We start from the raw sequence: 21,315 nt of genomic DNA, 5'->3' as shown, positions 1-21,315 counted from the left end.
CATGGCAGTGGAAACCACCACGCGGGCGAAGCTGCGCTGGGGCCTGCTGGACGTCGTGGTCGTTGTCTTCGCGCTGGTCCCCGTGCTCTGGATCGCCTCGCTGTCGTTCAAGACCCCGGCCACGCTCACCGACGGCAAGTTCTGGCCGCGGGAGTGGACGCTCGACAACTACCGGACCATCTTCGACACCGACCAGTTCGTCCGGGCCCTGATCAACTCCATCGGCATCGCGCTGATCGCCACCACCATCGCCGTGGTGCTCGGGACGATGGCCGCGTACGCGATCTCCCGGCTGGACTTCCCCGGCAAGAAGCTGCTGGTCGGCGTCTCGCTGCTGATCGCGATGTTTCCCCAGGTGTCGCTGGTGTCGCCGCTGTTCGAGATCGAGCGGCAGCTCGGGCTGTTCGACACCTGGCCGGGGCTGATCCTGCCCTACATCACGTTCGCGCTGCCGCTCGCCATCTACACGCTGTCGGCGTTCTTCAAGCAGATCCCGTGGGACCTGGAGAAGGCGGCGAAGATGGACGGCGCCACCCAGGCCCAGGCGTTCCGGCGGGTGATCGCGCCGCTGGCCGCGCCGGGCGTGTTCACCACGGCCATCCTGGTCTTCATCTTCTGCTGGAACGACTTCCTGTTCGCGATCACGCTCACCTCGACCGAGCGGTCCCGCACGGTCCCGGTGGCGCTGCAGTTCTTCACCGGCGAGTCGCAGTTCGAGGACCCCACCGGGGCGATCTGCGCCGCCGCCGTGGTGATCACCGTGCCGATCATCCTGTTCGTGCTCTTCTTCCAGCGCCGCATCGTCTCCGGTCTGACCTCCGGCGCAGTCAAGGGATAGGTGATAGCAATGGCCGACATCGTGCTGGACAAGGTGAGCAAGCGGTTCCCGGACGGGACCACCGCGGTGCAGGACGTCGACCTGGAGATCGCCGACGGCGAGTTCGTGATCCTGGTCGGCCCGTCGGGCTGCGGAAAGTCCACCACGCTGAACATGATCGCCGGGCTGGAGGACATCAGCTCCGGTGAGCTGCGCATCGGCGGCGAGCGGGTGAACGACAAGGCGCCCCGGGACCGGGACATCGCCATGGTCTTCCAGTCGTACGCGCTCTACCCGAACATGACCGTACGGGAGAACATGGCGTTCCCGCTGCGGCTGGCGAAGCTGGACAAGGAGACCATCAACCAGAAGGTCGACGAGGCGGCGAAGGTGCTGGAGCTGACCGCGCTGCTGGACCGCAAGCCGGCCAACCTCTCCGGCGGCCAGCGGCAGCGGGTGGCGATGGGCCGGGCGATCGTCCGCCAGCCCAAGGCGTTCCTGATGGACGAGCCGCTGTCGAACCTGGACGCCAAGCTGCGCGTGCAGATGCGCACTGTCGTCTCGCGGCTGCAGAAGCAGCTCGGCACCACCACCGTCTACGTCACCCACGACCAGACCGAGGCGATGACGCTCGGCGACCGGGTGGTGATCATGCGCGGCGGCGCGGTGCAGCAGGTCGGCCCGCCCCAGGAGCTGTACGACCACCCGCGCAACCTCTTCGTCGCCGGGTTCATCGGCTCGCCGTCGATGAACTTCCTGCACGCCGTGGTGGAGGAGGGGCGGCTGCGGACCGCGCTCGGTGAGGTGCCGATCGGCGAGCGGGTCCGCCGCGAGCTGGAAGCCGGCGACGCGCCGCGCGAGCTGATCATCGGCATCCGTCCGGAGCACTTCGAGGACGCCGAGCTGATCGACGACGAGGCCCGCCGCCGGGGCGTCGAGTTCGAGGCGCCGGTCGACATCGTCGAGTCGATGGGCTCGGACAAGTACGTCTACTTCACCGTCGAGGGGGAGCGGGCCACCGCCGCCGAACTGGAGGAGCTGGCCGCCGACACGGGCGCCGCGGACTTCGCCGGCGCCGGGTCGAACCTGGTCACCCGCCTGTCGGCGGAGTCACCGGTACGCGAGGGCGAGTCGCGCCGGGTGTGGTTCAACCTGGAGAAGATCCACCTGTTCGACCCGGGCAGCGGCCGCAACCTGACGCTGCACGAGGGCCGCTCGGCCGGCGCCCTGGCCGACTGACCCGCGGACGCGTGCGAAGGGCCGGTGGCGTGCGCGCCGCCGGCCCTTCGGCCTGTCCGCCCAGCGCATCCCTCCCGACGGGCCGCCCCGCCCTGCCCCACACGAGGAGCGCCGAGCTGCACGGCACCCAACTGCCGGCACGCCGACCGCCGTCGTCGGCCAACGGCGTGAGTGGAACGCCATAGGTGTCTCAGCGCCGTTTTGACACCCATGGCGTTCCACCCAGCATGAGCGCGGGGAGAGCTTGGCGAGCTCTTGCTCGCCGGGACCACCGGTCGCCGGGAACATCGGGGGAGGAGCCGGCGGCGCGGGAAGCGGCGGCGGGGGACCCGCACTGTCACCAGGAGTGCCGCAACCCTAGCCCGAGGAAGCGGGCGTAACCCGTCAGCGCGGCGTCCACCCGGGTGCGCAGCGCGGCGTCGAACGGCACGAGCTGGTGCACCGTCACGGTGACCGCCTTCGCGCCGATCGTCCGCGTCCAGGTGCCGACCACGTGCCCGCCCCGCACCACCGTGGAGCGGAACATCCCGTTGTTGCCGGGGACCACCGCTGCGGCGTGCGCCGGATCGAGCATCAGCGAGCGGTCCTTGAACCCGAGCAGGTATTCGTCGAAGCCGGGCAGCGTGTGCACGTCGTCGACGGGCGCGCGGGGCGCGTCGAGCAGCGCGGCGTCGACCACCGCAGGCTCGCCGTCCACCTCGACCGGGGCGAGGAGGTCACCGGCCAGCGTGATCGACCGGGTCGCGTCGGTGACGGTCAGGCCGCTCCAGCGGGCCAGCTCGTGCCGGGTCACCGGACCGTGCCCGCGTACGTAGCGGTGGGCCAGCATCGCCAGCGCCTCGTCCCGCTCCGGGCGGCGAGGGTCGGGTGCCCACTCGTCGAGCAGCACGAACGTCTGTTCCGTGCCGACGTGCGGGGCGATGCAGGTGACCCCGCGGTGGCTGGCGTACCAGAGCAGGTGGTAGCCGCGCTGACCGTCCGGGGCCAGCCCGGCGGCGCGCAGCGCGGCCAGGCACTCGGCGCGGGTGAGCCGGCCGCCACCGGCCAGCGACGCGCCGAGCACGTCGGCGGCGCGGTCCCCGTCGGCGACTGTCAGCCCGAGCTGCCGCCACCGCGAGGCGATCCCGGCCAGCGTCCGCACCCCGGTCAGCTCCAGCATCCACCGCGCGTCGCGCGCCGGCACCAGGTGCACGGTGCCGCGCATCGGCCAGGTGCGCAGGGCCTCCCGCCGCTCCAGCGCCGCGCGGACGTCGTCCTGGGTGGCGCCGGGCAGGCGTACGCCGAGCGACCACAACCCGCTCGCGGCGTCCTGGGCCTGCATGGCGCCGAACCACTCGACCACGTCGGCGACGCCCCCGGGGCGGACGGCCGGGTGCGGGCGCAGCAGCAGAGAGGTCATCCGCAGCGCGAGCGCCTCGGCGCGGCTGAGGCGAACGGTCACGGGCGTCAGCCTAGGCCCGGGGTACGACAGCCCCTGATCGCGCTGCGCCGGCCGCGCTGCCGACGAAGCGCGATCCCCCGTTCAGGTTCCCGGCGCGGGGGCAGCCGAAGTGGCTGGCGCCGGTCCGACCAGGATCCTCGCTGAGCTGGGCCGGGAAAGCGTTTTCGCGCGGAACTTGCGCAAATCTTGAGCCTCCGTCGGCGAGGCGCGGCGACCGCACGACGCGACCGCCGGTTCTCCCGGACAGGCCACCCCCGCCGTTTGACGCGACAAGTAACGGGTAGTCGCGGGAGTTGACCCCGAACAAGGAGGGATCGTCTGATGGATGGCCAGGTCAAGGTCGCGGTGATCTACTACAGCGCGACCGGCATCACCTACCAGATGGCGCAGGCGGCCGTCGAGGCGGCGGAGGAGGCCGGCGCCGAGGTGCGCCTGCGCAAGGTGCGTGAGCTGGCGCCCGACGAGGCGATCCGCTCCAACTCGGGCTGGCAGGCGCACCGGCTGGAGACCCAGGACGTGATGGAGGCCCAGCCGGACGACCTCTCCTGGGCCGACGTGATCATCATGGGTTCGCCCACCCGGTACGGCATGATCGCCGCCCAGCTCAAGCAGTTCATCGACACCACCGGCCCGCTCTGGGCGGCCGGTGTGCTCGCCGACAAGGTCTACAGCGGCTTCACCTCGACCGCGACCGCGCACGGCGGCCAGGAGGCGACGCTGCTGTCGCTGTACACGGTCTTCTACCACTGGGGCGGGGTCGTGGTGACCCCCGGCTACACCGACCCGAGCCAGTTCGTCGCCGGCAACCCGTACGGCGCCTCGCACACCAGCAACAACGGCGAGGTGGCCCCGGACCACGTGGCCCTGACCGCCACCGCGCTGACCGCCAAGCGGGCCACGCTCATGGGCGCCGCGCTGAAGCGGGGCATGACCGGCTGACCGGCAGATGGCGACCGGTGGCCGGACGAGGGCTCTCGAACCCGTCCGGACCACCGGTCGCCCCTCGCCCTACCCGCGATCGGCTGCTCCATGCGCGCTGAGCGCGGGCCGGTCGAGCAGATGTCCGAGCAGATCCGCCAGGACCGATGTGCCGTCCTGGCTGAGCACCGACTCCGGGTGGAACTGCACCCCGGCGAAACCCGTCCCGCGCAGCGCGTGCACCGCGCCGTCGGCCGGGTCGCGGGACAGCTCGACCGGGCCGTACGGGCCGGTCATCCGGTCGGCGTCGGCGCGGGCGGTGAAGCTGGCGTAGAAGCCGACCCGGCGGGTCACCCCGAACACCGGCACGTCGCGCGGCAACCCCTGGTACGGCGCGTCGCGGCGGTGCAACGGCAGGCCCAGCAGCCCGGCGAGCAGCTGGTGGCCCAGGCACACCGCGAGCGTCGGCCGGCCGGACGCGAGCAGCTCGGCCAGCAGCGCCCGCAGCGCCACCATCTTCGGCGCGGCCGGGTCCCGCGGGTCGCCCGGCCCGGGGCCGACCACCACCAGGTCGTGACCGTCGAGGGGGCCCGGGTCCGGCCAGTCCCGCCGGGTCACCGCCAGGCCCAGCGCGCCGAGCTGGTGGGCGAGCATGCCGGTGAACGTGTCCTCGCCGTCGACGATCAGCGCCCGCCGTCCGGCCAGCCCGCGCAACGCGAGCGCCCCGGGCCTGCGCTGCTCCAGCCAGAACCGGGCCAGCGGCGCGTTGCGGGCGGCCAGCGCGGCGCGCACCTCCGGGTCGTCGGCGTACCTGACGGCCGGCTCGGCGCCGGCGCCCGGCGCGTCCGGGCCGAGGCCGAGCGCGGCCAGCACGCCCGCCGCCTTCGCGTGCGTCTCGGCCACCTCCCCGGCGGTGGTCGAGTGCCGGACCAGCGTGGCGCCGACCGGCACCCGCAGCGCGCCCTCGGGGGAGATCTCGGCGGTCCGGATCAGGATCGGCGCGTCCAGCGTCTGCCGGCCCTGCTCGTCGCGGCCGAGCAGCGCGAGCACCCCGGCGTAGTAGCGCCGGCCCGCGCGCTCGTGCCGCGCGATCACCCGGCAGGCGTTCTCCATCGGGCTGCCGGTCACGGTGGGCGCGAACATGGTCTCCCGCAGCACGTCGCGGACGTCCCGGGAGCAGCGCCCGGCCAGCAGGTACTCGGTGTGCGCCAGATGCGCCATCTCCTTCAGGTACGGCCCGACCACCTGGCCGCCGTGCTCGGCGACCACGGCCATCATCTTCAGCTCCTCGTCCAGCACCATGTACAGCTCCTCCACCTCCTTCGGTTCGTGCAGGAAGCGCAGCAGCGCGGCACGGTCGACGGTCTCGCCCCGGTGCCGGAACGTGCCGCTGATCGGGTTCATCTCGACCAGGCCGTCGGCGACGCTGACGTGCCGCTCCGGGCTGGCGCCGACCAGGATCCGGGCGCCGGTGTACACCAGGAACGTCCAGTACGCGCCCCGCTCGCGCAGCAGCAGCCGGCGCAGCGCGGCCAGGGCGGCGGCCAGCGGGTCGCCCTGCACTGTGGCGCGCATGGTGCGGTGGATGACGAAGTTCGCGCCCTCACCCCGGCCGATCTCGTCGGCCAGCACCCGGTCCACCACCCCCGCGTACTCGTCGTCGGCGATGTCGAAGCCGGCGTCGGTGGTGCGTACGGCAGCGTCGGGCAGCGCGCCGAGCACCTCGGGCAGCGGTATCCGCCGGTGCGCCTCGACGGTCAGGAACTCCAGCGGCATGCCGTCGTCCACGCACTCGAAGCCACGCTCGGTGACCTGCCGGAACGGCACCAGGGCCAGCGTGCGCGGTCCCACGCCGTCGTCAGGAAGCGGCAGGTCGGCGAGCCGGTCGGCGGTGCGTACCGGGCCGGTGAACAGGTCGACGTGGTCGGCGCCCTCGCGGCGGACGAGCGCGAACGGGCCGGGGTCGCGGCCGGCCGCGACGGCGGCGAGCGGGTCGGACGGGCGGGTCATCGGGTCTCCTCGGTGGGCCGGTGGCCGCCGACGGGGGCGACCCGGGATGCCGGGGAAGACCGGCGGCCGCCTCGTCGGGCGGCCGCGTGGGGAAGCTACGCGCGGGAGTGGGCCGCCGGGTCGGCGGGCCACCAGCAGGACAGGTGCGCGAGCATGACCGTGACTGTACGCGATCGGCCCGCCTCCGGTAAGCCGGTCGCGCCGGGTAGGTTGACCCGCGATGGACATTCTCGCTCTCGACCTGGGCACCTCCTCGGTGCGTGGGCTGGTGCTCGACGCGGACGCCGTGCCGCGCCCGGGCGCGCTGGCCCGTCGCCGGGTGCACCTGGTCACCGGGGACGACGGCACCGGGACGCTGGACGGCCCGGCCTACCTGGCGTGCCTGGTGGAGTGCCTGGACGAGCTGGCCGCCGGCGGGCACCTGCGGGACGTGGACCTGGTGGCCACCTCCGCGCAGTGGCACTCGGTGCTGCCGCTCGCAGCCGACGGCACCGCGTCGGGGCCGGTGCTGACCTGGCTGGACACCCGGCCGGAGCCGCTCGCCGGCGCGGCCGGCCCGGCCGACCCGGCGGACTTCCACAGGCGTACCGGCACATGGTGGCACCGTTGCTACTGGTCGGTGCGGCTGCCCTGGCTGCGGGCGCACGGCGAGCGGAACGCCCGCTTCACCGGGCTGGCCGAGTACGTGCTCGGCGCGCTGCTCGGCGAGGTGCCGATGTCCATGTCGATGGCTTCCGGCACCGGACTGCTCGACCTGCGGCGCCTGGACTGGGACCCGGAGGCGTGCGAGCTGGCCGGTGTACGCCCGGAGGAGTTGCTGCGGCTGGCCCCGGACGGCTGGCACGGCCGGTTGAACGCGGCGTACGCGCGGCGCTGGCCGGGGCTGGCGGGGGCACGGTGGGCATCGCCGGTCGGTGACGGGGCGGCCGCAAGCGTCGGGTCCGGTTGCGTCGACCCGACTCGCGCGGCGGTCACAGTCGGCACCTCCGCCGCGGTCCGCATGATGCAGGCCGTACCGGCGGGCGCGGAGCCGCCGCCGCTGCCGGAGCAGCTCTGGCGTTACCGGGTCGACCACAACCACGTGGTGACCGGCGCGGCGTACTCCAGCGGCGGCAACCTGTTCGCCTGGGCCAACCGGGAGCTGCGGCTGCCGGAGGGCGCGGCGCTCGAGGCGGCGCTGCGCCGCACCGCCGGCTCGGTGCGGGCCAACCCGCGGCTGGGCGGTGACCGGCCGCCGGGCACGGCCCCGGCGGGCTCGGGCGAGCTGCGCGGGCTCAGCTTCGGCACCACCGCCGTGGACGTCCTCGCCGGGCTGATGCAGGGCCTGTGCCGGCTCGTCGCCGACGACCTGGCCCTGCTGGAGGGCGGTGTCGGCGAGCCGATGGCTGTGGTCCTCGGCGGCGGGGCGCTGACCGCCTCGCCGTGGTGGCGCGCGGCGTTCGCCGACGTGCTCGCCCCGCGCGAGGTGCGGTGGCAGCGCAACCCGGAGATCGGGGCGTCCGGCGCGGCGCTCGTGGCGCTGGGCCGTCTGCCCGAGGCGGCCCACATCGGGGGCATCGGTCGAACGGACGAGACCGCCTCGCACGCGTGACTGTCCGTCCGGAGCCCTGACCGGCCTGCTCGTGCCGTCCGGGCGGCCGTTGACACCGACCGCCGGCCTGGTTGGATGGACTCCGCTCCCCGACGTGGTGGAGTGGGACGAGGAGGCACGCGTGGGCGCAGGTCCCGACCCGGCTCGTGGCGCTGTCCCGCAGCCGAACCGGCGGCGCTCCGGGTTCCGGCTGCGGGACTGGCGGATGGGCACCAAGCTCGCCACCGTGCTGGTGATCCCGTCGCTGGCGTTCCTCGTCCTGGCCGGTATCCAGACGCGCGGGCTGGTCGGGCAGACCACCACGCTGAGCGCCTTCGCCGAGCAGGTGGGCATCGGCCGGCAGATCGCCGTCGCCGTCGACCGGCTCCAGCACGAGCGGGACCGCACCGCCGGGGAGCTGGCGGGACTGCGCCGCGCGGGCACCGGCGCCGACCGGGACGCCGCGGTCGCCGCGCTCAAACCCCTTCAGGAGGCGACCGACCGCGCGGTGGCGGAGCTGCGCGCCGCGGCCGCGCCGCTGGCCGACGCCGACGCCGCCTGGCGCGTGTCCTACTCGGAGGCGCTGGAGGCGTACGACCAGGTGGTCAACATCCGGTCGGCGGTGGCGCCGGCGGTGCTGTCCAGCGACACCGTCCTCAGCAACTACCACCGGTCCGTCGCGGCGCTGCTGAACCTGCTGGCCGAGCCCTCGCCCGGCGGCGGCCGGCAGGAGCTGACCGAGGCGGTGCTGCGCTACGTGCAGCTGTCCCGCGTCAAGGAGCTGTCCTCGCGGATCCGCGCGGAGCTCTACGCCGCCGCCCGGTCCGGCCGGTACGAGGCCGACGACCAGGTGACGCTCAGCGACCTGCGGGCCCAGCAGCTCACGGCGCTCGGCGCGTTCCGGGTCGCGGCGACCGCCGACCAGATCCGCCGCTACGACCAGACCTCGGTCGACCCGGCCTTCGTCGCGGCCACCCGGATGGAGGAGCGGACCCTGCCCGGCGGCGGCGACGCGAAGCCGGTCCTGCTCGACGCGGCGCAGTGGTGGGCGGCGAGTGAGCAGCGGCAGGAGCTGTTGCGCCAGATGGAGAGCGGGGTCGTCGACGACGCGGTACGCCGGGCCGACGACGCCAGCGCCCGGCAGCTGCGCGACACGCTGCTGGTGGCCGGTGGTATCGCCACCGTGCTGCTGGTGGCGGTGCTGATCTCGCTGCTGGTCGGCCGGTCGGTGGCCCGCGGCATGCGGCAGCTGCGGGGCCAGGCGCTGCGGATCGCGCAGGTGGAACTCCCGCTGACGCTGGAACGGCTGCGTACGGTGGACCGTCCGGTCGGCGCGATCGACGTGCCGCCCGCGGTGATCGACTCGCAGGACGAGATCGGCGAGCTGGCGGAGGCGTTCGTCGCGGTGCACCGCAGCGCCGTGGACGTGGCGGTCGAGCAGGCGATGATGCGGCGCAACGTCAACGCCATGTTCGTCAACCTGGCCCGGCGCAGCCAGGTGCTCGTCGAGCGGCAGCTGGAGCTCCTCGACGACCTCGAACGCGAGGAGAGCGACCCGGACCAGCTGGAGAACCTGTTCAAGCTCGACCACCTCGCCGCCCGTATGCGCCGTAACGACGAGAGCCTGCTGGTGCTCGCCGGCAGCGAGTCGACCCGGCGGTGGAACCGCCCGGTGGGTCTGGGCGCGGTGCTGCTGGCCGCGAGCGCGGAGATCGAGCAGTACCAGCGGGTACGCCACGAGAACCGGACGGACCTGCACGTCGTCGGGCACGCGGTGGGCGACCTGGTGCACCTGTTCGCGGAGCTGCTGGAGAACGCCACCGCCTTCTCCCGCCCGGAGACCACGGTGCGGGTCGTCGTCGAGCCGGACGGCCGGGGCGCGCTCGTGCAGATCGTCGACGAAGGGCTGGGCATGAGTCCGGCGGCGCTGGCGGAGGCGAACGCGGTGCTGGCCGAGCCGCCGGCCGCCGACGTGTCGGCCTCGGAACGGATGGGCCTGTTCGTGGTCAGCCACCTCGGCGCCCGCAACGGCGTACGGGTGTGGTTGCAGGCCGCCGGCGCGGGCCTGGTCGCCCGGGTGCGGATCCCGGCCGAGCTGCTGGCCGAGGCGCCCGCGCCGGAGGCGGACCGGCCGTCCCCGGCCCGGCTCACGCCGGGGACGGGCAACGCCGCCCGCGTGTTCGCCGGCCCGGCCGCGGTGTCCGGGGCGCTCGCCGCGCCGACGGCCGAGCTGCCGGTGGCCGGATGGCGTCCGGCGCCCGGCCAGCCGGCGGCGCTGCCGGTGTCGCCGCTGACCGGCCGTCCGCTCGGTGACGGGCCGGAGGCGCCGCCGGCCGGGTCGCCGGCGCCCGCCGCGCCGGCCGGCGCTGTGGTGCCGCGCCCCCGGCCGGGCCGGGCCGAGGACGTGCTGACCCCGGCTGCCGCCGGCCCCGCTGGCGGCGGCTGGTTCAGCCGGCAGGGGCCGACGGCGTCGCCACTGGGTGTGACGCCCGCCCCGGCGTCGACGCCGGTGACCGGAGGGACCAATGAGCGGGGACTTCCGGTACGCGTGCCGATGGCCCAGCTCGCCCCGGCGTCCCCGGCCGACCGTCCGGTGATGCGGCACGAGCCGGACCCGGAGGCGGTCGGCGGCATGCTGTCGCGCCTCTACAGCGGGGTGCGGCGCGCCGAAGCCGAGGAGACCACCGAGATGTACCTGCCGCGCGACGAAGGAGGACGACGACAGTGACGACGTTGAGCCAGGAGGCACGCGACCTGAGCTGGCTGGTGACCGCGTTCGCGGAGCGCGTTCCCGGGGTGGCGCACGCGGTGGTGGTGTCCTCCGACGGGCTCCTGGTGGCGATCTCGGCGCATCTGCCCCGGGACCACGCGGACAAGCTCGCCGCGGTGACCTCCGGCCTGATGAGCATCACCGCGGGCGCGGCCCAGATGTTCGACGGCGACGTCGTCAAGCAGACAGTGGTGGAGATGGGGCGCGGCTACTTCCTGGTGATGCAGATCCGGGACGGCTCGATCCTGGCCACGCTGGCCGGGGCGGACGCCGACATCGGCGTGGTCGGCTACGAGATGGCGCGGCTGGCCAAGCAGGCCGGCGAGATGCTCACCCCGGCGCTGCGGGCCGAACTCCAGCAGGCGCTGCCGCGCTGAGGCGCGGTCCGGCGCCTGGCGCCGATCCGCCGACGCGGGGGCCCGGCCGGCACGCAGCCGGCCGGGCCGCGCCGCCTACAGCCCGTTGCGGCGGATCACGTCGCGGTACCAGTGGGCGCTGCGCTTGAGCACCCGCCGCTGGCTCGGGTAGTCCACGTAGACCAGGCCCCAGCGCTGCTCGTACCCCTCGGCCCACTCGAAGTTGTCCAGCAGCGACCAGACGTGGTAGCTCTCCAGCGGCACGCCGTCGCGGATCGCCCGGTGGGCGGCGGCGAAGTGGTCGCGCAGGAAGCTGACCCGGCCGGCGTCGTCGACGTTGCCGTCCGCGCCGGGCACGTCGGGGCAGGGCAGGCCGTTCTCGGTGATGGTGATCGGCACCCGGCCGTAGTCGCGGGTGACCCGGGTCAGGATGTCGTACATGCCGTCGGGGTAGATCTGCTGCCACTCCGCCTCGGAGGTGGGCCACTTGCGGACCGTGCTGCCGTCGCCGGTGACGTAGATCGGCGTGTAGTACTGCACGGCGAGCAGGTCCACCGGGCTGGAGATGATCTTCAGGTCGCCGTCGCGGACACCGCGGACCATCCGGCTGTCCGGGCCGCGGTCGTCCAGCACGTCCTGCGGGTACGCGCCCTTGAAGATCGAGTCGAGGTAGAGGCGGTTCTCGTAGCCGTCGTAGAGCCTGGTCGCGGCGGCCGCCTCGGCGGTGTCGTCGGCGGGGTAGCAGGGGTGCAGGTTGAGGGCGGGGCCGATCCGGCCGGTGACGCCGGAGGCCCGCAGCGCCCGCACGGCGAGGCCGTGGGCGAGCTGGAGGTGGTGGGCGACCAGGTACGCCGCGTCCTCGTCCTGGAAGCCCGGGGCGTGGTGGCCCCAGATGTAGCCGTTCTGCACCACGGTCTTCGGCTCGTTGACGGTCAGCCAGACCGGCACCTGGTCGCCGAGGGCGCGGAACACCGCGTCGGCGTACTCGGCGAAGCGCTCGGCGGTGTCCCGGTTCTCCCAGCCGCCGGCGTCCTGGAGGGCCTGGGGGAGATCCCAGTGGAACAGCGTGGCCATCGGCGCGATGCCGCGCTCGTGCAGCCCGTCCACCAGGCGGCGGTAGAAGTCGAGGCCGCGCTGGTTGGGGCGGCCGGAGCCGTCGGCCTGGATGCGGGGCCAGGAGACGGAGAACCGGTAGCTGCGCAGTCCCAGGTCGCGCATCAGGTCGAGGTCCTGCGCGTACCTGTGGTAGTGGTCGGCCGCGACGTCGCCGGTGTCGCCGTTGCGGATGCGCCCCGGCGTGTGGCTGAAGGTGTCCCAGACGGACTCACCCCGCCCGTCCTCCTTGGCGGCCCCCTCGATCTGGTACGCCGAGGTCGCCGCGCCCCAGCCGAACCCGTCCGGGAAGCGGAGTCCGCGGTCCTGCTCCGGGTCGGTGGCGCGCTCGGGCGGGCTGTCGCAGCCGCCGAGCGCGACTGTCGACGCGGCGGTCGTCGCCGCGGTGGCGCCGGCGAGCCCGGTCCGGGCCGCGCCGGCCGCGGTCGCGGACAGGGCGGCGCGGCGGAGCAGGCGCCGTCGGGTGAGTAACGACATGAGGTCTCTCCTCGGAGTGACGGGCCGCCCTGGGCCGGGAGCGCTCCCATCATAGCCAGGGAGCGGCCGGCCCTGATCCGGCGGTCGCGGCGAGGTGCGGCGCGGCCGGCGGGCGGCCGGAAGGTGGGGTGGGCGGGGGCGTCGCTCGGGAACGCCGCTCGGGGCGGCGTGAGCGGCGAGGGATGGGGCGGATAGCGCGAAAGGCCGTCCGGGTGGCGTGGCACGCCTGTCCCGTCGGCCTCTTTTGCCGTCGACAACGGGGGTTTAGTGTGGGGACGGGGGAGGGCAACCCCCGTCCCCACCGATGGTGCACACACGCACGATGTGGAATTGGCGTCCGTCGTGCGCGTCGCGCGGGAGCCGGGCCACGCGAGTGGCTCTGGTTCCACCTCCCTCCGTCTGGCGGGTGGCGGCCGGTGGCGGCGTCCGGGCTGGTCCGCCGCCGGCCTCTGGGCCGACGCGCCGGGCACGGGCGTACCCGGCGATCCAGTACTTGTATCTCCGTCGATGGAAGCGCTCCCATCGGCGATGCTGCGACTGTAACGCCCGTCACGGGTTTGGAAAAGCCCCTAAACGAGATCGAAACATGGAAGCTCGTATCTGCGCTGGCCGTTGTGGTGGGAGCGCTTCCATGTCACACTCTCGTCACGCCACGCGGAGCCAGTGAACGCGAGCGCGGGCCGCCGAGGGCACCCGGTGACGAACCGGTGCGGCGCCCCGATCCCCGGCACGGCCGGGACGACCACCTTTCCGGACGCCTCCGTCCCCCCGCGTACGCCCGTCGTCGCGTGGAGGCGCCCCGCCGGGACCCCGAGGTCCCGGCCCGGTCCGAGGAGACACCGCCCACATGAGACTTCTGGCCAGACGTCGCCGTACGGCGATGCTCGCCGCCGCCGCCCTCGTCATAGGCGGGGTGGCGCTGCCCGCGGGCGCCGCACAGGCCGCGCCCGCCTGCGACGTGACCTACGCGTCGAACGACTGGAACAACGGCTTCACCGCCAACGTGACCATCAAGAACCTGGGCGACGCGCTCAACAACTGGTCGCTGAAGTTCACCTTCCCGAACAGCAGCCAGCGCGTGGTTCAGGGCTGGTCGGCCCGGTGGAGCCAGTCCGGCAGCGAGGTGACCGCGACGAACGAGTCGTGGAACGGCAGCCTGCCCACCGGCGCGTCCACGAGCATCGGCTTCAACGGCAGCTACAGCGGCAGCAACCCGAAGCCCACCGCGTTCACCCTCAACGGGGTGGCGTGCAACGGCGCGCAGACCAACCAGCCGCCGACGGTCTCGCTCGGCGTGCCGTCGGGCCCGTTCGAGGCGCCGGCGGACGTCCCGCTCACCGCGACCGCCAGCGACCCCGACGGCACCATCAGCAAGGTCGAGTTCTACCGCAACGGCCTGCTGGTCAACACCGACACCACCGCGCCGTACGGCTACGACCTGCTCGACCTGCCGGCCGGCAGCTACACCGTGCAGGCCAAGGCGTACGACAACGCCGGCGCCTCGGCGGTGTCGGAGAAGTCGTTCACAGTGACCGCGGCCACCGGGCCGAAGCTGGTCGCCACGCCGTCCGCGGTCACCGTGGGCGAGGGCAGCAGCGCCACGGTCCGGTACACGCTCAGCGCGGCGCCGACCGCCAACGTGCCGGTGACCCTCGCCGTCACCGGTGACAGCGACATCACTGTGTCGCCGACCTCGCTGACGCTCACCTCCAGCAACTGGAGCACCGGCGTCACCGCCACGGTCTCCGCCGCGGAGGACGCCGACACGGTCGGCGGCACCGCCACGATCACCGCGTCGGCCAGCGGCTACGCGCCGATCTCCGTCGTCGCGACCGAGGCGGACAACGACAGCCCCGGCGGCGACAACGCCTACATCAAGAAGTTCCTCGACCAGTACGGCAAGATCAAGAACTCGGGGTACTTCAGCCCCGAGGGCGTGCCGTACCACTCGATCGAGACGCTCATCGTCGAGGCGCCCGACCACGGCCACGAGACCACCTCGGAGGCGTTCAGCTTCTGGCTCTGGCTGGAGGCGCAGTACGGCCGGGTCACCCAGAACTGGGCCCCGTTCAACAACGCCTGGACGGTGATGGAGAAGTACATCATCCCGTCGCACGCCGACCAGGCCACCGCCGGCTCGCCCGGCACCCCGCAGTACGCCGCCGAGCACAACCTGCCCAGCCAGTACCCGTCGACGCTGGACGCCAACGTCCCGGTCGGCCAGGACCCGCTGCGCTCGGAGCTGCAGTCCACCTACGGCACCGGTGACATCTACGGCATGCACTGGCTGCTCGACGTGGACAACACCTACGGCTTCGGCCGCTGCGGCGACGGCACCACGCGGCCCGCGTACATCAACACGTTCCAGCGGGGCACCCAGGAGTCGGTGTGGGAGACCGTGCCGCAGCCGTCCTGCGACACGTTCAAGCACGGCGGCCCGAACGGTTACCTGGACCTGTTCGTCAAGGAGTCCAGCGCCCCGGCCAAGCAGTGGAAGTACACAAACGCCCCGGACGCCGACGCGCGTGCCGTCCAGGCCGCCTACTGGGCGCTGACCTGGGCCAAGGCGCAGGGCAAGGCGGCCGACGTGGCGGCCACCGTGGCGAAGGCCGCCAAGATGGGCGACTACCTGCGCTACGCGCTGTTCGACAAGTACTTCAAGAAGATCGGCAACTGCGTCGGCGCGAGCACCTGCCCGGCCGCCAGCGGCCGTGACTCGGCGCACTACCTGCTCTCCTGGTACTACGCCTGGGGCGGCGCGTACGACACCTCGCAGAACTGGTCGTGGCGGATCGGCTCCAGCCACAGCCACTTCGGCTACCAGAACCCGTTCGCGGCCTGGGTGATGACCAACGTCGCGGAGCTGAAGCCGAAGTCGCCGACCGCGTCCTCCGACTGGCAGAAGAGCCTCGACCGGCAGCTGGAGTTCTACACCTGGCTCCAGTCGGCCGAGGGCGGCATCGCCGGTGGCGCCACGAACAGCTGGGACGGCAGCTACGCCCAGCCGCCGAGCGGCACCGCCACCTTCTACGGCATGTTCTACGACGTCGACCCGGTCTACAACGACCCGCCGTCGAACCAGTGGTTCGGCATGCAGGCCTGGTCGATGCAGCGCATCGCCGAGCTGTACCTGGAGACCGGCAACGCGAAGGCCAAGGCGCTGCTGGACAAGTGGGTGCCGTGGGCGATCGCCAACACCACGCTGGGCACCAACTGGTCGATCCCGTCGGACATGAAGTGGACGGGCCAGCCGGCCAACTGGAACCCGAGCAGCCCGCAGCCGAACACCAACCTGCACGTCGAGGTGACGGTCAAGGGTCAGGACGTCGGCGTCGCCGGCGCCTACGCCCGCACGCTCATCGCGTACGCGGCCAAGTCCGGCAACACCGCGGCGAAGGACACCGCCAAGGGCCTGCTGGACGCGCTCTCGGCGTCCGCCGACAGCAAGGGCGTCTCGACGCCGGAGAAGCGCGGCGACTACAAGCGCTTCGACGACGTCTACAACGCCGCCGACGGCCAGGGTCTCTACGTCCCCAACGGCTGGACCGGGAAGATGCCCAACGGCGACGCGATCGCCCCGGGCAAGAGCTTCCTGGACATCCGCTCGTTCTACAAGAACGACCCGGACTGGCCGAAGGTGCAGGCGTACCTGGACGGCGGTCCCGAGCCGGTCTTCAACTACCACCGGTTCTGGGCGCAGGCGGACATCGCCATGGCGTACGCCGACTACGGCACCTACTTCCCGCAGGGGTGAGGTGACCTCTCCTTCGTGGGCGGGTGCGAGCCCGCCCACGAAGGAGGCCGACCCGGCCGATGGGGGAACGGAGCGGCCGGGTCGGTGGACGGCCTGACGCCCACGGTCAGGCCGGGTGGGCCGGCCGTCCGGCCGACGCAGCGGACCGGCCGGCCCACCACTCCGCCCGGCGACGACCCATGGCGCGAAAAGGCACGCAAAAATCAGCGGTCCACGGGATCACATCCGGGCCGTGGACGGAGTAACGTATTTGACGGAGAGGCCGCTCCCCCCGTGGCGGCCTCTCCATTACTCTTCCCGGGCCGGCTCACCGCCGGGCACCGGCGCCGTCGCCGGGTGCCGCAGTCCCGGATGCCCGGCCGGCAGCGACCGCCGGATCACCACCCAGCTCGCCGCCAGCGCCGCCGCGATCAGCGGCCAGGTGAGCGCCGCCCGCGCCACGGTGAGCGCGACCACCCGCCCGTCCAGCCAGAGCGGGATGAACACCGCCAGCCGCAGCACGTAGGTGCCCGCCCACACCCAACTGCCCCGGCCGTACGCCCGCAGCAGCGCCGGGTCACGCCGCCACCGGGTCCGCTGGCCCAGCGCCGTACCGACCACCACGCCGAGCAGCGGCCAGCGCACCACGATGCTCACCGCCCAGGCCAGCGCGCTCGCCGCGTTGGCGGCGATCTGGAGCAGGAAGAAGTCCTCGGCCCGGCCGGTGCGCAACGCGACGAGCGCGGCCACGCAGACCGCGAGCAGCCCGACCAGCACCGAGCGGGGCCGGTCCCCGCGCCGCCACCGCCAGCCCGCCACCGCCGTGCCGGTCAGCACCGCGGCGAGCACGCCGCCGCCCAGTCCGCCGAGCACCCAGCCGAGCCCGAACGCGAGCGGGGGCAGCGTGGCGTCGACCGCCCCGCGCCGGCCGCCGAGCAGGTCGGCCAGCGACTCCGGCCGGGGCCCGGCCTGCGGTTCCCGCTGCGGCGTGCCGGTCACGCCCCACCTCCTCGAATCGCCCGCCTCACCGTACGCCGCAGCCGATGGCGCTCCGCCGCGCGCGTCGGCGGCCCTACCGTTAAGTTGTCCGGGTGCGGGAGACGGCGAGGGGTTGGACGGCAGTCTGGTTGGTCGTACTGGCCCTGCTGCAGACGGCTGCGTTCGTGCTGGTGTGGCGCTTCGCCGTGCACACCGAACTGGGGCAGTGGCTGGACACGGTGGCGCTGACCGGCAACCGGATCGGCCAGGACCGCATCGACGGTCCGGTCGACACGCTCCTCAACGCCATGTCCGTGGTGTCACTGCTGGCCGCGACCGCGGTGATCGGCTTCATCGCGCTGATCCGGGGCCGCAAGGCGCTGGCCGTCACCGCGACGCTGCTGATCGCCGGGGCGAACGTGACCACGCAACTGCTCAAGCACTTCCTGGTCCGGCCCGACTTCGGCATCGACCCGGAGCGGGCGGCCGCCGGCAACAGCCTGCCCAGCGGTCACACCTCGGTGGCCGCCTCGGTGGCGGTAGCGCTGATCCTGGTGCTGCCACGCAAGCTGCGGGCGGCCGGGGCGTTCCTCGGCGCCGGGTACGCCGCCGCCGCGGGCGTCGCCACACTCTCCGCCGGCTGGCACCGGCCCAGCGACGCGGTCGCCGCGTACCTCGTGGTCGGCGCGTGGGCCGCGGTCGCCGGGCTGGCGCTGCTGGTCTTCCAGCGGGAGCAGGCGGTGGTCGAGCCCGGCGACGCGCACCGGGTGGCCGCCGCCGTGCTCGGCGGCGTGGGCGCGGTGGCGCTGCTGGCCTCCGCGCTGGCGTTGTCCTGGCTGGTGGACCGCTCCACGATTCCTGTCGAGGCCCTCAGCCGCCGTCAGCTCTTCGTCGGGTACGCGGGCAGCGCGGCCGGCATCGGCGGCACGATCGCCGTGGTGGCAGCGCTGGTGCTGGTCGTGGTGCACCGGCTGGTGCCCAGGTGGAAGGGCTGACCCGGCGGATGGAGACGGTGCGGGCGGCGTTCCGGGCCGAGTGCGAGCGCCTGGAGCGGGTGTTGCGCGAACTGGACGACGCGGCGCTGGACCGGCCCACGCCGTGTCCGCCGTGGCGGGTACGGGACCTCGTGGCGCACGTGAGCACCGGGGCCGGGCGCCTGGCCGGCATGCTCGCCGAGCCCGCGCCGCCCCGGCCCGAGGTGGACGCCGCCGCCTACTTCGGCGCGGCCAAGTTCAGCCCGCCGGTGGACCGGGACCGCGTCGAGGCCGCGCGGCGTGCGGCCCGGGAGCACCCGGGTGCCGCCGAGGTGGCGGCGGAGTTCGGCCGGGCCTGGCGCGCCACCGACGAGGCGGTCGCCGCGGAACCGCCCGCACGGGTGGTGCGCACCCGCCACGGTGACGCGATGGCGCTGCCGGAGTTCCTGCGTACCCGGGTGGTGGAGGTCGCGGTGCACGGCCTGGACCTGGCCGACGCGCTGGACCGGACGCCGTGGCTGACCCCACCGGCGGCGGACGTGGTGGTCGGCGTGCTCACCGGCGGCGCGCCGGTGCCGCCGGGACTGCGCTGGGACGCGCTCACCGTGCTGCGCAAGGCCACCGGGCGGCTGCCGCTGACCGGCGACGAGCAGGCCGAGCTGGCCCGCGCCGGCATCGGCCGGCTGGCCTTCGGCGGCTGAGCCTCCTCAGCGCGCCGCGCAGCGCCGCAGGTGATCCAGCACGATCGGGTCGATCCGGCCGGGCACGAAGCGTTCCTCCAGGTTCTCCAGACCCGTCCAGGCGGCCAGCGCCTCGTCCAGGCCGGCCGGGCCGACCGGGTGCCCGGTGGCGGCGAGCAGCTCGGCCACCTCGGCGGCGAGCGGACCGGTGAGGTCGCGCAGCGTGGCCGGGTCGGGGCGGCCGAACAGCATGTGGTGGATGCCGAGCAGGCGGCGCAGCTCGCAGACCGGGTCCACATGGTCGTCCACCCGCAGGTCCACCAGCTCGTCGCCGGTCCCGGCGTAGCCGCCGTGGCGCTGCACCACGAGCATCGCCGCGCTCTGCCGCCCGCGCCGGTCGCCGCCGGCCGCGTCACCGGCGGTCAGCGCGGCCAGCAGGCGCTGCGGGAACGGCAGGTCCTCGCGGGCCAGCCAGGCGTCGCGCAGCGCGTCGATCACCTGCGGGCCGGTCAGGATGTTGCCCTGCGCCGCCCAGCCGTCGCCGGCCTGCCCGCCGGCCCAGGGGTGGCAGCGCGGCCCGGTCCAGGTGGCCCCGTCGCCGGTCGCGCCGACCACTGCCAGCTGCCGGTCGTCGCGTCCCGGGTCGGCGGCCACCAGCCCGGCCACAGCGTCGACGGCGCTGACGCCGGTACGCAGCAGCGCGAGCGCCTGCGCCCGGTAGGCGAGATTGGCGTGCGCCTGGGTGGCGACCGCCCCCACCAGCGCCTCGGCGGCCGGCACCAGCGCCCCGGCGGCGAGGAACCGGCTGGCCACTGCCACTCCGAACAGGCGCCCGTCGGCGGAGCGGGCGACGAGCGAGAAGGTCACGCGCGGATCGTAGCCCGGAGGGCGGGCGCGGCGTCCCGCTCCGGCGGCACCGCTCAGAACGGCGGCGCCGCGTCCTCCGGCGGGCGGCCCCAGGCACGCCGGGCGTCGGCCACCGCCACGGCCGTCAGGACCGCCGCGGCGAAGCCCGCCGCGACGAGCGGCGCGAGGCGCACCAGCAGCGGTACGGGCAGCAGCAGCGCGGCGATCCCCACCAGCCGGGACGGGGAGACGCGGCCGAACACCTCGTACTCGAAGCGGGCCCGGCCGGCCAGGAACAGCGCCGGACCACCGAGGATCATGGCCAGCCAGGGCAGTTCGTTGTGCCCGACCGGGTGCTCGATCACCAGTTCGTAGCCGATCGCGGTGGCGACCACGCCGATCACCATGACCAGGTGGGTGTCGGCGGCGGATCGGCCGACGGTGGCCGGGTGCGCGGCCCGGGTCACCGCCTCGCCCAGGATCTGTCCGGCCCGCTGCACGTAGATCCGCCACAGCAGCACCGAGGTGGCGAGCGCGACGGCGAAGGCGGTGACCATGCCCGGGCTGGTGGGGGAGCGGGTGAACGACAGGCCGGCCAGCAGGATCGTCTCGCCGAGCGCGACCAGGAAGATCTGCTGGTAGCGCTCGGCCAGGTGCTCGCCGTGGATGTCCCAGCGGGAGACCGTGGAGCGGCCCAGGCCCGGCACCGGCCAGCCGAAGCGGCCGCCGAGGTACTCCAGCAGCATCGCGGTGCCCCAGAGCACCACCCGGGCGTTCACCGGCAGCAGCGCGCCGGCCAGCCAGAGCACACCGGTCACCGCGAACGTGATCAGCATCCGCAGCTTGAGCCGGCGGTACTGGACCTTGCGGAGCACCAGCATGAGGATCGCCGGCCGGCTCACCTGGGCGATCACGTACGCGGTGGCGAACATCAGGCCGCTGTGGCCGAACGCGCGGGGGACCGCCACCCCCATCACCATCGCCGAGATCAGCGCGGTGATCACGATGACCTGCAACCACAGGTGGTGCGGGTCGTAGCGGCTGGTGGTCCACGCCGTGCCCTGCCAGACGCCCCAGAGCGCGAGAAGCAGCAGCAGTGTCTTGCCACCGCCGGTCACCGCCGCCCAGCCGACCTGGCCGTCCTCCAGCGCCAGGTCCTCGAAGGCGCGCGCCGAGATCCGGGTCAGCGCGAACACGTACACCAGGTCGAAGAAGAGCTCCAGGAACGTGGCCCGGTTGGGTCCGTCGCCGGAGCCGCGCAGCGCGGCCGGCTCGGCGGTCCTCACCGCCGAGCTCCGTCCCCGGTCCGACTCATGCGGCAGTCGTAACACTCTTTCCCGGCTTCTCGTCACCGATCACCCATATCGCCTTGGATCTTGCTCGCGGCGGTGCC

General features: G+C 73.8%; 15 protein-coding genes. 9 read left to right on the top strand and 6 right to left on the bottom strand.

All coding sequences use genetic code 11. From position 1 onward, the window contains the following. Position 1 precedes the first annotated feature (1 nt). A complete protein-coding gene (locus AMK25_RS30405; RefSeq protein WP_073831801.1) occupies positions 2 to 838 on the top strand; it encodes a carbohydrate ABC transporter permease in 837 nt (278 codons plus the stop codon). A 9-nt stretch (positions 839 to 847) separates the two neighbouring features. Next, a complete protein-coding gene (locus tag AMK25_RS30400; protein ID WP_073831800.1) occupies positions 848 to 2,056 on the top strand; it encodes an ABC transporter ATP-binding protein in 1,209 nt (402 codons plus the stop codon). A gap of 337 nt (positions 2,057 to 2,393) precedes the next feature. On the opposite strand, the gene AMK25_RS30395 is transcribed toward AMK25_RS30400, so the two are convergent. After that, positions 2,394 to 3,497: a winged helix DNA-binding domain-containing protein gene (locus AMK25_RS30395; RefSeq protein WP_073831799.1), complete on the bottom strand. Its 1,104-nt coding sequence runs from the start codon at positions 3,495 to 3,497 to the stop codon at positions 2,394 to 2,396. 321 nt (positions 3,498 to 3,818) lie between these two features. Between AMK25_RS30395 and wrbA the strand changes: the two genes are divergently transcribed. Further along, entirely contained in the window at positions 3,819 to 4,436 is a 618-nt protein-coding gene (wrbA, locus tag AMK25_RS30390; protein WP_073831798.1) for an NAD(P)H:quinone oxidoreductase, read from the top strand. A 69-nt stretch (positions 4,437 to 4,505) separates the two neighbouring features. On the opposite strand, the gene AMK25_RS30385 is transcribed toward wrbA, so the two are convergent. After that, positions 4,506 to 6,425, bottom strand: a complete 1,920-nt coding sequence (locus tag AMK25_RS30385; protein ID WP_073831797.1) for a chorismate-binding protein — start codon at positions 6,423 to 6,425, stop codon at positions 4,506 to 4,508. 220 nt (positions 6,426 to 6,645) lie between these two features. On the opposite strand from AMK25_RS30385, the gene AMK25_RS30380 reads away from it, so the two are divergent. The 3 genes from AMK25_RS30380 to AMK25_RS30370 are packed head-to-tail and all read left to right on the top strand — an operon-like array spanning position 6,646 to position 11,142. Next, positions 6,646 to 8,016, top strand: coding sequence for an FGGY family carbohydrate kinase (locus AMK25_RS30380; RefSeq protein ID WP_073831796.1), 1,371 nt, complete (start codon positions 6,646 to 6,648; stop codon positions 8,014 to 8,016). Positions 8,017 to 8,047: 31 nt separating this feature from the next. Continuing rightward, on the top strand, positions 8,048 to 10,723 hold the full coding sequence (locus AMK25_RS30375; RefSeq protein ID WP_073831795.1) for a sensor histidine kinase: 2,676 nt from the start codon (positions 8,048 to 8,050) through the stop codon (positions 10,721 to 10,723). Then, positions 10,720 to 11,142: a roadblock/LC7 domain-containing protein gene (locus AMK25_RS30370; RefSeq protein ID WP_073831794.1), complete on the top strand. Its 423-nt coding sequence runs from the start codon at positions 10,720 to 10,722 to the stop codon at positions 11,140 to 11,142. Before AMK25_RS30375 ends, AMK25_RS30370 begins: the two co-directional genes overlap by 4 nt. Before the next feature lie 75 nt (positions 11,143 to 11,217). Here the strand turns inward: AMK25_RS30370 and AMK25_RS30365 are convergent, their stop codons facing one another. After that, on the bottom strand, positions 11,218 to 12,711 hold the full coding sequence (locus AMK25_RS30365) for a GH1 family beta-glucosidase (RefSeq protein WP_073831793.1): 1,494 nt from the start codon (positions 12,709 to 12,711) through the stop codon (positions 11,218 to 11,220). 856 nt (positions 12,712 to 13,567) lie between these two features. Here AMK25_RS30365 and AMK25_RS30360 point away from each other — a divergent pair. Then, on the top strand, positions 13,568 to 16,465 hold the full coding sequence (locus tag AMK25_RS30360; RefSeq protein WP_198937721.1) for a glycoside hydrolase family 48 protein: 2,898 nt from the start codon (positions 13,568 to 13,570) through the stop codon (positions 16,463 to 16,465). A 288-nt stretch (positions 16,466 to 16,753) separates the two neighbouring features. On the opposite strand, the gene AMK25_RS30355 is transcribed toward AMK25_RS30360, so the two are convergent. After that, the gene (locus AMK25_RS30355; RefSeq protein WP_073831791.1) at positions 16,754 to 17,443 is read right to left on the bottom strand and encodes a DUF3159 domain-containing protein; all 690 of its coding nucleotides are present in this window, start codon (positions 17,441 to 17,443) and stop codon (positions 16,754 to 16,756) included. 92 nt (positions 17,444 to 17,535) lie between these two features. Between AMK25_RS30355 and AMK25_RS30350 the strand changes: the two genes are divergently transcribed. Both AMK25_RS30350 and AMK25_RS30345 read left to right on the top strand, forming a co-directional pair. Beyond that, on the top strand, positions 17,536 to 18,417 hold the full coding sequence (locus AMK25_RS30350; protein ID WP_073831790.1) for a phosphatase PAP2 family protein: 882 nt from the start codon (positions 17,536 to 17,538) through the stop codon (positions 18,415 to 18,417). A gap of 8 nt (positions 18,418 to 18,425) precedes the next feature. Continuing rightward, positions 18,426 to 19,097 carry a maleylpyruvate isomerase N-terminal domain-containing protein gene (locus AMK25_RS30345; RefSeq protein ID WP_073831789.1) on the top strand — a complete coding sequence of 224 codons (672 nt, stop codon included), beginning with the start codon at positions 18,426 to 18,428 and terminating at the stop codon, positions 19,095 to 19,097. A 6-nt stretch (positions 19,098 to 19,103) separates the two neighbouring features. On the opposite strand, the gene AMK25_RS30340 is transcribed toward AMK25_RS30345, so the two are convergent. Together AMK25_RS30340 and AMK25_RS30335 are read right to left on the bottom strand one after the other, a co-directional pair. Beyond that, positions 19,104 to 19,943 (bottom strand): DUF1028 domain-containing protein, encoded by an 840-nt coding sequence (locus AMK25_RS30340; protein ID WP_073831788.1) that lies wholly within the window; start codon positions 19,941 to 19,943, stop codon positions 19,104 to 19,106. A 53-nt stretch (positions 19,944 to 19,996) separates the two neighbouring features. After that, complete coding sequence (locus AMK25_RS30335; RefSeq protein WP_073831787.1) at positions 19,997 to 21,208, bottom strand: low temperature requirement protein A; 1,212 nt, start codon at positions 21,206 to 21,208, stop codon at positions 19,997 to 19,999. Between the last annotated feature and the right edge of the window lie 107 nt (positions 21,209 to 21,315).

The organism is Micromonospora sp. TSRI0369, from assembly GCF_001905625.1.
GTDB lineage: Bacteria > Actinomycetota > Actinomycetes > Mycobacteriales > Micromonosporaceae > Micromonospora > Micromonospora echinospora_A.
The sequence above is the reverse complement of the archived record's forward strand: the minus strand, read 5'-3'. Positions and strand labels throughout refer to the sequence as shown.